This window comes from Stenotrophomonas sp. a6 (genome assembly GCF_030913325.1).
Taxonomy (GTDB): domain Bacteria; phylum Pseudomonadota; class Gammaproteobacteria; order Xanthomonadales; family Xanthomonadaceae; genus Stenotrophomonas; species Stenotrophomonas maltophilia.
Genome location: NZ_CP133161.1, coordinates 2,046,469 through 2,058,621, shown reverse-complemented (window position 1 = coordinate 2,058,621; position 12,153 = coordinate 2,046,469). Strand labels below are relative to the sequence as shown.

Sequence of the window (12,153 nt, the reverse complement as noted above, 5' to 3'; positions counted from 1 at the left end):
AGTAGATCCACGCCATGCGTGGATGACTCATTCGATATCTGAGAGAAAAATCGTGTCGACCAAGGTCGACACCTACCAACAGCCGCGCGGAACAAAGCCGCAGCTGCCAACAGCCGCGCGAAATCTGTCTGAGGTGGGGTGGTGTGGGTTGGCAGGACCGTTGGCGCCATGGATGGCGCCATCGAGCCCCCATGGACGGGTTTACGGCGTGTCCTGTCAACCCACACCACCCCGCCATCCCTCGGATAGTCCGCTGTTGCTGTTGCCGTTGCTGTCGCTTCGGCCTCTGCGGGCGCAGGGCGCAGCCCTGCCGACCAACCTACTTCCGCGGCAGGTAGGTCACCAGGGAAAGGTCATGCCGGCTCTCCGGCATCAGCGCCACGTACTGCAGGTCCAGCAACCCGCGCGTGGGATGGTTCAACTTCTTCGCACCTTCATCGAATCGGCGCACATCGTGCTCCGGCCACCACTGGCGGAACTCCTCGCTGTGCGCCGAGATGTCCTCGACCAGCGCCAGGAACGGGGCCTTGTCCGGCGCCTGCGCCATCGCCGCGCGGAAGCCTGCCAGCAGGCCGCGGGTCATTTCTTCCCAGTTGAGGATCAGCGTGCGGTACGGCGGGTACAGGAACATCAGCCGCAGCGTGTTGCGCTCATGCGGTGCCAGCTGGCTGTAGTCCACGAACAGCTCGGCGATGGCCGGGTTCCAGGCCAGGATGTCGAAGCGGGTGTTGCGCACGTACGCCGGGATCGGCTGCATCGCCTCCACCAGCTGGCGCAGGCCGTCGGTCACACTCTCGTCCGGTGATTCCAGCGGCACGCCGTAGCCGGACAGCGCGAACGCGTAGGCGCGTTCGTCGTCGCTCATGCGCAGCACCTGCGCCAGGCGCTCCAGCACCTCGGGCGAGGCGCGCACTTCACGGCCCTGCTCGATCCAGGTGTACCAGCTGACGCTCACCCCGATCGCCAGCGCGACTTCCTCGCGCTTCAGGCCTGGGGTGCGCCGCCGCCCGGCCGGCAGGCCGAGCGTGGCGGGGTCGACACGGGCGCGGCAGGCCTTGAGGAAGCCGCCAAGTTCCTTGCGTTCACTTTCGCTGCGCATCATCGCTACCGCCGTACCCGTTGTAGCGTCGAGCCATGCTCGACGCATCTGCTACTGCGCCAACAGCAGCCGAGCATGGGCTCGGCTCTACCGGAAGCGTGATCAGCCACCCTCGGCGTTGCGCACGAGGGTGAAGACATCCGCGCAGGCGCGTCGATCAGGCATCGACGCGCTTGGAGCCCACGGCCAGACCGGCCTTCAGGCTGGCCTCGACGAACTCGTCCAGATCGCCGTCCAGCACCTTCTGCGTATCCGAACGTTCGATGCCGGTGCGCAGGTCCTTGATGCGGCTCTGGTCGAGCACGTAATTGCGGATCTGGCTGCCCCAGCCGATGTCGGACTTGGTCGCTTCCACGGCGTCCTTTTCGGCGTTGCGCTTCTGGATCTCCAGCTCGTACAGCTTGGCGGCCAGCATCTTCATCGCGTTGTCGCGGTTCTGGTGCTGGCTGCGGCCGGTCTGGCAGGCCACGACGATGTTGGTCGGGATGTGGGTGATGCGCACCGCCGACTCGGTCTTGTTGACGTGCTGGCCACCGGCACCCGACGAACGGTACACGTCGGTACGCAGGTCGGCCGGATTGATGGTGATGTCGATGTTGTCATCGATTTCCGGCGACACGAACACCGAGGTGAAGCTGGTGTGGCGGCGGTTGTCCGAGTCGAACGGCGACTTGCGCACCAGGCGGTGCACACCGGTCTCGGTCTTCAGCCAGCCATAGGCATAGTCGCCTTCCACGCGCAGCGTGGCCGACTTGATGCCGGCGACGTCGCCGCCGGAGACTTCCATCAGCTCGGTCTTCCAGCCGCGCGATTCACACCAGCGCAGGTACATGCGCAGCAGGATCTCGGCCCAGTCCTGGGCTTCGGTGCCACCGGCACCGGCCTGGATGTCGACGAACGCAGCGGCATTGTCCATCTCGCCGGAGAACATGCGCTGGAACTCCAGCTTTTCCACGTGCGCCTGGTGCTTGTCCAGGTCGGCGACCACCGCCAGTGCGGTGTCCTCGTCCTGCTCGGACTCGGCCAGCTCGAGCAGTTCGGTGGCGTCGTTCAGGCCATCCAGCACCGAGGCGATGCCGCCCACGGTCTTTTCCAGGCTGGAACGTTCGCGGCCCAGGTTCTGGGCGTACTCGGCGTTGTTCCAGACGTCGGGGCTTTCCAGCTCCCGCGTTACTTCTTCAAGACGCTCTTTCTTGGCGTCGTAGTCAAAGATACCCCCGAAGCGACAGCACGCGATCGGTCAGATCGGTGATGCGCTGGCGGACAGGATTCAGTTCGATCATGTCGGCGGTTATGCATTCAAAAGATGACTGCCAATGATACCGCAGGCCGGGGGCGCCCGGAATGAGGGACCAGGCCTGCCGCTGGGAGCCAACCACTGGTAGACCCGCCTCTGTAGAGTCGACTGTCAGTCGACTGCTTTTCATTCAGGTTGCGGTGGAGCCCGCGCTGCGCGCGATAGTCGACCAACAGTCGACTCTACCCGCGCCCGCGCCGCCCAGCGCCTGCCGCAGGACCGGCAGCTGGCGCCGGCTGCAGGGCACTTTGGCTCCATCGGCCATGTGCAGCAGGGCCTCGCCTCCGTCCAGCGGCTCGATCGAGCGCAACTGACCGCGATTGATCAGCCAGCTGCGATGCGGGCGCAGGAACTCGCCCGGGTCCAGCCGCTGCTCCAGCACCGCCATGGTGATGCGCAGCGGGTAGTCGTGGCCGCGTACCCGCAGGTTCACGTAGTTCCCCGCGGCCTGCGCGTACTCCACATCTGCGGTGGCAACCAGGAATTCCTTGCCCAGCTTGCGTACCAGGAAGTGCTGGGGGCGCTCGACCGGCTCCACCGGCGGGCCGACGTCGGGCTCGGCCAGCAGGCTCGCTTCGCCCTGCCTGCGCCTGCCGAACCAGCTGGCAAAGTGCTCGAGGGCCACGAACATCGCGAACGTGCGCACATCCTTCAGGTATTCGTAGGCAAAACGCTCCAGCCAGCCGGCATCGTCCTGGTAGCGGTAGCCCAGCGACGCGTAGGCCAGATGCCGCAGCAGCATCATCCCCACCACGTGCAGCAGCGACCAGCCGACGCTGGCCAGCAGATACAGCGGCAACCGCCGCCTCCAGGTATCAGCATGCAGCGGCCAGCGCTCGCAGCCCCACCACAGCAACGGCAGGGTCAACAGGATCAGGGCGAGGCTGCTGAACTCCCAGATCATCGGCTCCCACAGCCCGAGATCGGCGCCGCGGCGACTGGCGTCCATCACTTCCACCAGCGCATTGGTCACTGCCGAGGCCGACAGGATCGCCGCCCATACCAGCAGGCGGGTTGAAGTACGCCAGCGCGATGGTCGGCCCTGGGTCATTGCTGCATCCATGTCGTTGCGGTGCTCCAGCCTGCCTCAAGGGACAAAGGGTAGCGGCTCCATTGGTCCCACCACCCCCGCCATTGGTCACTGCGTCGGTTCCAGCGGCCCCTTGCCGGTCGCCGCACGGACCGGACGGCGTCACCTTGGCTCGACTCTCCGGCACACCACCACCATGACCCGACGCTACGACATCGACGCCCTGCGCGTGTTCGCCTTCGCCCTGCTGATCCTCTACCACACCGCCATGGCCTACGTGGACGACTGGGGCTTTCACCTCAAGAGCGTGCATACCGCCGAATGGCTGCAGTGGCCGATGCTGTTCGTCAACCGCTGGCGGATGTCGCTGCTGTTCCTGATCTCGGGTATCGCCATCGCGCTGATGCGGCCGGAAGGCAGGTTGCTGCGCTTCGCCGGCCTGCGCACCTGGCGGCTGCTGCTGCCGCTGCTGTTCGGCATGTTCGTGATCGTGCCGATCCAGCCCTACTGCGAAGGCGTAGCCAACGGCCACGTGGCACCCGGCTTCGGCCACTTCCTGCTGCGCTATTGGCAGGTGCGGCCGTGGCCGGAAGGGAGCTTTGCCGGTTGGCAGTACGGCATCACCTGGAACCATCTGTGGTACCTGGCGTATCTCTGGAACTACACGCTGGCCCTGGCCCTTTTGATGCCGTTGCTGGGAACGGCGGTGGTGCGCCGCGCGGTGGCGTTCTGCGCAGCATCGCCGATGCTGCTGATCGGCCTTCCGTCCGCCCTGCTGCTGGCCTGGGTGATCTGGCTGGAGCCGATCTACCCGTCCACCAATGCCCTGCTCAGCGACTGGTACCAGCACGCGAAGTACGCAACCGTATTCCTGGCCGGCTACCTGCTGGGTCGTGAGCCGGTGTTCTGGCAGCGCGTGGTCGCCCTGCGCCGCACCACTCTGTGGCTGGCGCTTGCTGCCGTTGGCTGGTATCTGGGGTTGCGCATCCTCGGCCAGGTGCTGCCCGCCGACTCACCGCTGCGGCAATGGCCCGAACCGTTCTGGGACCTGCAGGGCCGGGCCAGCCAGTCGCTGTACGTCTGGACCGCGCTGCTGAGCATCCTCGGCTGGGGCAAAGTCTTCCTCGACCGCCCGTTCCGCTGGCTGCCGTACTGCACCGAGGCGATCTATCCCTGGTACATGCTGCACCAGAGCCTGATCATCGCCCTGCTGTTCTGGCTCAGGCCGCTGCAGCTGGGCCCATGGCTGGAACCGGCGCTGCTGCTGGCCGGTACTGTCGGCGGCTGCCTGCTGATCCATGAGTTGCTGATACGTCGCGTGCGTTGGCTGCGGCCCCTGTTCGGCCTGCGTGCCGATCCGCCAGCGGCGTCAAAGGCGCGCACCGTGGCGTTGTAGAGCCGCGCCGAGGCTCGGCTGCCTGTGCCGTGAGCCGGGCATCGCCCCGGCTCTACAGCAAAGCAGTCGAGCAAGCTCGACGCTACGCGGACGTCCGAGCGATCAACGCACCTCAAACTCGCCCACCAGCACGGTCTCGGCGCGGTCCTTCAACCGCATCGTGACCATCTGGTCTTTCTGCTTGCCCGTGCCCCAGTGCGTGGTCAGGCGCAGCATCAGGGTCGTCGCACCGGTCACCAGCTGCTGGCGGCTGCCGAAGTAATTCGCCTCGACCTTGTACTTGCCCGGCTTGGCATCGCGCAGCGAGAATTGCTCGGGGCCATAGCCGCCGGTGAAGTCCTGCGACATCTGCCCACCCTGGTACGTCAGGCGGTTGCCGTAGTACGCGCGCTCGCCGTTCGGGTCGGTCACCCACAGATCCATGTCGCTGTTGTCGGCATCCCACGACAGCACCACGCGCAGGTCCAGCGGCATCGCCTGCAGCAGGCGCGGGTCGATGCTGGTGGTATCCAGCCGGGGCGTGCTGCGGGCCACCAGGTTGGTCAGTTCATCCAGTGCGATCAGGGCGATGCCATCGAAGCGGCTGTCCCACGGCCGCACCACCACCTGGTACAGCGGCGCCAGCGCCTGCTGCGGCTTGCCGGCCGCGGCCAGTGCCAGGCCCAGGTCGCGGAAGCTCTGCGGTTCTTCCTGGCCCATCGCCAGGACCTGCTCGAACACCGGCACCGCCAGTGCGGGGGCATCAGCCTGCATCAGCCGGTAACCGAGCACGCGCAGCAGGTGCCGGTTGTCCAGATCCATCTCGGCCAGGTTCGACAGCACGCGCAGTGCCAGGTCGCGCTGACCCTGCGCCAGCAGCAGGTCGGCCACATCAAGGAAGAAGGCGCTGCTGTCGGCGTGGGCATCGCGCTCGGCCAGGTAGCGGTCATACAGTTGCGACGGCGGGCCCTGGCGCAGACGCCGGGCGATGGCCGAGTCTGGCTGCCAGGCCGCCAGCTGGATGCCGAGTTGGCCGTCGTTGGCGGCAGCGGGCGCAGCGACACGGCCACCCGTGACCGTGATTGAATCCAGGGCCTTGTTCGATGCAGGCGCCGAGCGACGTGCACGCGCGCTGCTGGCTTCCATGCGCTGCTCGGCGGCGGCGGCCATCGGTGCCGGGGCGGGCGGTGCCGCAGGGGCCGGCGCGGCGAGCATCGCCACCGGCGCCGATTCCATCGCATGGTCCGCCGAGGCCACTTCCAGTGCCCCGCCCTTCGCCTGCGGTGGCACACCCTTCGGCCAGCTGCGGCTCCACCACTGCTGGCGCTCCTTCCAGCGTGCCGCCACCTCATCCAGGCGCTGGCGATCAGCAGCGGCGCGATCTCTTACCTGCACTGCAAACCTGGCGTCGTACCCGGCGCGCAGCGTGCCCGAAGGGCGGATCGCATAGCGCAGGTAGTCCTCCAACGTCTCCAGCACGATCAGCGAGGTGTCCGGGCCGACCAGGCCAAACTGCTGCGACAGCCGCTGCATCGCCTCGCGGTTGCCACGGCGGTCGGCGGCCAGCTGCTGCAGGCGCGCCTGCGCCCACAAGCCGGCCAGCAGCTCGCCGCCTTCACTCTTCTGCGTGGCGGGCAGCGCCTGCCATTCGCCGCCACCCACGCGCACCCGCATCGGCACACTGTCGGCCGCCAGTCGTGCATGCAGCCACAACCAGCCCTGGGCTTCACTGCGACGATCGATCACCACGTCCTGCACGCCGCGCCCCGCATCGACCTGCACATCCAGCGACGAAGACAGCAGCTCGCGCGCCGCCGCATCGACATCCTCGCCCAGCGCAACGAAGCGGCCGCCACGCGCTTCGCTCCAACCACGCAGTCGCACGGCATCGGTGCGCGCACCGGCGCTGCTGACCGCAAACAAGCGTTGATCCGGCGCCATCGCCGGCAGCTGTTCCGGGCCGTAGGTCAACAGTCCATCGCTGACCAGCAGGTATTCCTTCACGCCCGGCTGCGACTGCCACTGCGCCAGCGCGCTGGCACCGTCAGGGCGCACCGCCTGCAACGCTGCGCGCAGCTCGTTCCAGTTGCCGGCGCGGATACGGAATCGACGCACCGGCTCGGCGCGATCGCGCAGTACGGTCAAGGCCACGGTGCCGTCACCCAGCGCGGCGAAATAGCGATCCAGCAGGGCGAACTCACGCGTGCGATCGCGCAGCCCCGCCGAACCGGAGCCGTCCCACAGCAGGCCGATCTCGCTGGGCAACGTGCGGGGTGTACTGCTGGCCGCCACCGGCAGCTGTGCCAACAGGTAGTGCCCATCCTGCCAGGGCGCCACCTGCAACTGTGCGTGGCGGGCTGCCGGCAGGTTCCACTGGAGTTGCTTCGGCAGCTGCGCACCCTTGCCCTGCCACTGCAGCTGGCCCGCGCTGATGCGGAATGGCGCAGTACCTGCGGTGGCCGCGTCGGGAGCATGCACATTCAGTTCAACCGAGGCTGCACCGGCGGCGAACTGCAGCGGCAGCGTCCACTGCCAGCCTTGGCCGGCGAAGGCCAGCGGTTCGCGGATCACCAGCTGCACACGCCGACTGCCACCGGCCGGCAGCGGGTAGACGCGCAGGCGGAACTGGTTGCCGGCGGTCTGTTCCAGCAGGCCCGGATCGACACCACGACGGGCGATCTCCTCGAACACCTGGCGGCCGCGGTCCTTGGGCACCGGCACCGCGTCACGCATCTCGCCGTTGATATCCAGCGCGAAGCCGCTGATCTGCTGACCATCGCTCAGCGGGAACTGCAGCTCACCCTCCAGCACGCGCCGGTTCGGGTTGTGGAATTCCAGGGAGATCCGGGTCTGGGCGACGCCGGCCTGGACTTCGCCTTCGATGCGGGCGTGTCGCAGTTGGACCGCCTGCTCGGCAGCCGGGGCAATCAGCAACGGCGTGCTGGCCTGCGGCCGGGAGATCGGCGGCGACTGCGCGCCAGCGGGCCAGGCCACAAGGGCCAGCAACAACACAGTGCAGCAACGGGCGAAGACCATGACCGGACTCCAGTGGGATCGTGGATCGTTGAACGCACCAGCAACCGTAACGGGGTTGGCGGGCCCCCAAAAAGGGGACGGAGGGGATTAAGTCGCAATTGGCAAACAAGGCAAAAGCGGCTTAATCCCCTCCGTCCCCTTTTTCTAGGCGGGCAGGCAGTGTTCGATGATCAGCTGGATGGCACTGCCGCCACGGTAGTCATCGCAGGCCAGGCGGTAGGCGAGGTGCACGTGGCGGCCAGGCGCATTGCCGTGCCAGCCACCGAAGTGGATCGCGTTGATGGTGCCGGGCACGCCGGGCAGGCGCAGCTCCAGCTTGAGGTGGCGTTCCTTCAGAACGCGCCAGTTGGCCACTTCGAAGTGGCCGTCGAACAGTGGCTCGGGGAAACCCTGGCCCCACGGCCCGGCCAGGCGCAGCGCATCGGCGTGGCGATGGTCCAGCTCATCCGCCGCCAGTTCGCCGTCACTGAGCACCTGCTGCTGCAATGCGGCCGGATCGAGCATCTCCAGCACCACGGCGACGAAGGCGGCCTTGAAGTCATCGACGTGATCCAGCCGCATGCTCAGCCCGGCCGCCATGGCATGCCCACCGAAGCGCTCGATCAGGCCCGGATGGCGCGCATCGACCAACGCCAGCGCGTCACGGATGTGCAGGCCGGGAATGGAGCGCGCCGAGCCGCGCAGGGTGTCGGCGCCGGGTTCGGCCGGGGCAAAGGCGATCACCGGACGGTGCAGGCGATCCTTCATTTTCGATGCGACCAGGCCGACCACACCGGGATGCCAGTCGGCATCGAACAGGCAGGCCGCGACCGGTCGCTGACCGGCCATGTCCAGCACCACGCGGGTCAACGCTTGCTCGGCGTCGTCAGTCATCGCCTGCTGCACCGCGCGGCGTTCCGAGTTGATCTGCTCCAGCGTCTGCGCGATCTCGCGTGCCTGGCGCGGGTCTTCGGTCAGCAACAGCGCGATGCCCAGCGCCATGTCTTCCAGCCGGCCCGCCGCGTTCAGGCGTGGGCCGAGTGCGAAGCCGATGTCGGTGGCGGTCAGCCGCGCCGCATCACGGCCGCTGGCTTCGATCAGCGCTCGCAGACCGACGCAGCCCTGCCCCGCGCGCAGACGGCGCAGGCCCGCGCCGACCAGTGCCCGGTTGTTCGGATCCAGCACCACCAGGTCGGCGACGGTGCCGACCGCCACCAGGTCCAGCAGCGTGGTCAGGTCCGGCCCCTTGCCATCGGCAAAGACACCGGCCTCGCGCATGTGCCGGCGCAGGGCCATCAGCACGTAGAAGATCACGCCGACGCCGGCCAGCGATTTGCTGGGGAACGCATCACCGTCCAGATTCGGATCGACGATGACATCGGCCGGCGGCAGCTGCGGCCCGGGAAGGTGATGGTCGGTGACCAGCACCTGCCAGCCCCGCGCCTTCGCCGCGATCACGCCCGCATGGCAGGCGATGCCGTGGTCGACCGTAACCAGCAGGTCCGGCTGCAGCGCGGCCAGCTCCTCCACCAGAGAAGGTGACAGGCCGTAGCCGTGCACCATGCGGTTCGGCACCGCGTGGAAGACGTGTTGCGCGCCGAGCATGCGCAGGCCCCGCACGCCGACCGCACAGGCGGTGGCGCCATCGCAATCGAAATCGCCGACCACCAGGATGCGCTTGTCGTTGGCGATGGCCTCGATCAGCAGACCCACCGCATCATCGATACCGGTCAGCAGTTCAGGCGCGTGGAGGCTGCCCAGCTTCGGCAGTGCCAGCTCTGGCGTACCGGCGCCGCGGCTGGCATAGAGTCGCGCCAGCAGCGGCAGCGTGCCGTCTGGCCAGCTGCCGGGTACGACCGCATCGCGGCGGCGGATCATCGGCGTATCAGAGGACGGCTGCGCAGCATCGGCGGCAAGGGACATCGGCATCGCCGGGTTGCGGAAGACATCCCCATGATAGCGCGGGGTCGGATCTCTCTGCCCGCAGGAGGCTCCACCCCGATCGCTGGCATTTGGAATCTGCCAGCCTATCTTCCATGCTTGCCGGCCCGGAAATGGACTTCAACGCATGCATCGTACGCTCCTTCCCGCGCTGCTGGGCCTCGCCCTGGCCCCGGCCACCCACGCCGCCACGCCCGAACCGAAGGCCGGCGTGCAGTTCCAACACAACGACTGGTCGCTGGCCTGTGACAACACCCGCACCTGCCGCGCCGCCGGCTACAGTCCGGAACAACCCGGCAATCTGCTCAGCCTGATGCTGGAACGCGCGGGCGGCCCGGGTACGAAGGTGCTCGCGCGGCTGCGCAACGGCGAGGATGGCGAAAGCGCGACGCCGACCGGGGCGCTGCGCCTGCGCCTGAACGGCAAGGACCTGGGCCCGGTGCGCGACACCGGCGACGGAGACCAAGTACTGCTGCAGCAGGGACAGACCGATGCGCTGGTCGCCGCGCTGCCGCGCCAGGCACGCATCGAGATCATCGACGGCAAGGGCAAGGCGTGGCCGATCTCCGACAGCGGCGCAGCGGCCGTACTGCTGAAGATGGACGAGGCCCAGGGCCGGCTGGGCACGCCCGGTGCGCTGGTGCGGCGTGGCGACAAGGCTGAAGCGAGCGTGCCTGCGGCGTTGGCGGTGCCAGTGATCATGCGCGGCACGCTGGTGGCACCGCGCGCCTCGGACGCGGCACTGGCGAACGCGCCGGGCCTGCGCAAGGCACTGATCGCCAGCCTGCCGAAGCCGGATGAGTGCGGCCGCCTGAGCGAGGGTGGGACAGACGAGATCGAGATCCAGCGACTGGACGCCCAGCATGTACTGGCAAGCACCAGCTGCTTCATGGGTGCCTACAACTTCAGCAGCGGCTACTGGGTAGTGCAGGACAAGGCGCCGTACCAGGCGAAGTTCGTGACCTCCAACGCGGAGGACTTTGATCGCGATGACGCGACGCTGCGCGGGCGCTTCCGTGGACGCGGCATCGGTGACTGCTACTCCGGCCACGACTGGGCCTGGGATGGCGCGCGATTCGTGAAGAGCGGCGAGTTCACCACCGGGCAGTGCCGCGGCGTGGCGGGTGGGCATTGGCAGCTGCCGACGGTGGTCAGCACGGTGAGGTGATTGTTTGCAGGGCTGCGCCCTGCACCTGCCGAAGCAACATCCGAAGCAACAGCAACAGCGGGGAGTCCGTGGGTTGGTGGGGCGGTGTCGGATTGCGGGGACGCCGCAAGTACGTCCCTGTAGGCTTGGCAGCCGCATCCATGCGGCTGACACCCCGCAATCTGACACCGCCCCACCTTCGACAGGTTCACGCCGCTGCTGGTAGGTGTCGACCTTGGTCGACACATCTTTCAGATATCGATAGACAAAATGGGGTCAGAGCCGTTTTCCCTAGGAAAACGGATCCGACCCCGCTCGGCCGAGCCCCGATCAGTCGTGAAGCTGGCGCGGCTTCTTCCAGAACTGCCAGCGCTGTCCGCGATCCAGCTGGAACTGCAGGCCGTCCTCGAAATCCAGCACCAGCCGCTGCAGCTCGCCGCGCTTCAGCGCGGCCAGCAGCGGACGGATCGCATCGTTGCCGAGCTGCTGCAGCGAGCGCAGCTGGCGCAGATCAACCAGTGCATCGACCGCCTGCTCGCCATCCACGGCTACGCCAGCCGCAAGAGCCAAGCCCTGCAGCAGCGCATCGCGGCTGCGCACCTGCGCATGCGGCGTGCTGACCGATACCGGCATCACGCCACCACCCCAGAACCACAGCGAATTGATCGGCTGTTGTCCCTGCGCGGCGCGCTGCTGGTTCCAGGAATGGTTGTGCAGCAGTACCTGCGCTTCGGTCATCAGCGCCCGCCAACGGCGGCCGCCCTCGCCTTCCGGCAGGTGCGAGAACAGGTCATCGCCCAGCACCTCGTCCGGACTGTCGAAGTCCGGCAGGGCCAGGTCGATCGGAAGCCGCAGGTACCAGCGCGACGGGTCCGGTGCGTCGAGCACGAATCCGGCATCGGCAAACAGCGGCTGCAGCACCGGCAACAGGGCCAGGCAGTCCGCCAGGGTCGGCCGCAGCGTCTCGCCGTAGGCCATCATCCGCGCGCCGTGCATGTCCGGCACCATGCAGGCCGGGTCGGCACGCAGCCAGCTGGCGCCGGCTGCATCGCCGACGTCGCGCTGGCGGGTCAACGCGGCCACCGGCCAGTGCGGCGCGGCAACCGTGAAATGGCGCGTCAGTTGTGCGCGTTCCCCCGGTGCGACCTGCGCCGTAGTGGCACGGCCGAGCGCACGCGCCACATCGTCCGGCAGCGCAGCCGCGGCAAAGCGGCTGCGTGCAGGCAACAGCAGGGTCGCCGTCGCCACG

General features: G+C 67.8%; 8 protein-coding genes. 2 read left to right on the top strand and 6 right to left on the bottom strand.

The genetic code is table 11. From position 1 onward, the window contains the following. Window positions 1–319 precede the first annotated feature (319 nt). The 3 genes from Q9Q79_RS09590 to Q9Q79_RS09580 form a co-directional block, all read right to left on the bottom strand. Window positions 320–1,102, bottom strand: a complete 783-nt coding sequence (locus Q9Q79_RS09590) for a helix-turn-helix transcriptional regulator (RefSeq protein ID WP_087803342.1) — start codon at window positions 1,100–1,102, stop codon at window positions 320–322. Between the two features lie 154 nt (window positions 1,103–1,256). Continuing rightward, window positions 1,257–2,382 (bottom strand): peptide chain release factor 2 gene (gene prfB, locus Q9Q79_RS09585; protein WP_014037064.1). Its coding sequence is split into 2 segments (ribosomal slippage): window positions 1,257–2,306 and window positions 2,308–2,382, totalling 1,125 coding nucleotides; the frame shifts between segments, so codons are not numbered across the junction. Between the two features lie 144 nt (window positions 2,383–2,526). After that, window positions 2,527–3,447 (bottom strand): LytTR family DNA-binding domain-containing protein, encoded by a 921-nt coding sequence (locus Q9Q79_RS09580; RefSeq protein ID WP_005409489.1) that lies wholly within the window; start codon window positions 3,445–3,447, stop codon window positions 2,527–2,529. 175 nt (window positions 3,448–3,622) lie between these two features. Between Q9Q79_RS09580 and Q9Q79_RS09575 the strand changes: the two genes are divergently transcribed. Then, window positions 3,623–4,822 (top strand): acyltransferase family protein, encoded by a 1,200-nt coding sequence (locus Q9Q79_RS09575; RefSeq protein ID WP_201862139.1) that lies wholly within the window; start codon window positions 3,623–3,625, stop codon window positions 4,820–4,822. A gap of 102 nt (window positions 4,823–4,924) precedes the next feature. On the opposite strand, the gene Q9Q79_RS09570 is transcribed toward Q9Q79_RS09575, so the two are convergent. After that, on the bottom strand, window positions 4,925–7,837 hold the full coding sequence (locus tag Q9Q79_RS09570) for a VIT domain-containing protein (protein ID WP_201862137.1): 2,913 nt from the start codon (window positions 7,835–7,837) through the stop codon (window positions 4,925–4,927). A gap of 144 nt (window positions 7,838–7,981) precedes the next feature. Continuing rightward, a complete protein-coding gene (recJ, locus tag Q9Q79_RS09565) occupies window positions 7,982–9,739 on the bottom strand; it encodes a single-stranded-DNA-specific exonuclease RecJ (protein WP_201862154.1) in 1,758 nt (585 codons plus the stop codon). A gap of 145 nt (window positions 9,740–9,884) precedes the next feature. Here recJ and Q9Q79_RS09560 point away from each other — a divergent pair, with 145 nt between their 5' ends. Then, the gene (locus tag Q9Q79_RS09560) at window positions 9,885–10,925 is read left to right on the top strand and encodes a DUF1176 domain-containing protein (RefSeq protein ID WP_201862135.1); all 1,041 of its coding nucleotides are present in this window, start codon (window positions 9,885–9,887) and stop codon (window positions 10,923–10,925) included. Window positions 10,926–11,234: 309 nt separating this feature from the next. On the opposite strand, the gene Q9Q79_RS09555 is transcribed toward Q9Q79_RS09560, so the two are convergent. Continuing rightward, entirely contained in the window at window positions 11,235–12,152 is a 918-nt protein-coding gene (locus tag Q9Q79_RS09555; protein ID WP_099527200.1) for a phosphoglycerate mutase, read from the bottom strand. Window position 12,153 lies beyond the last annotated feature (1 nt).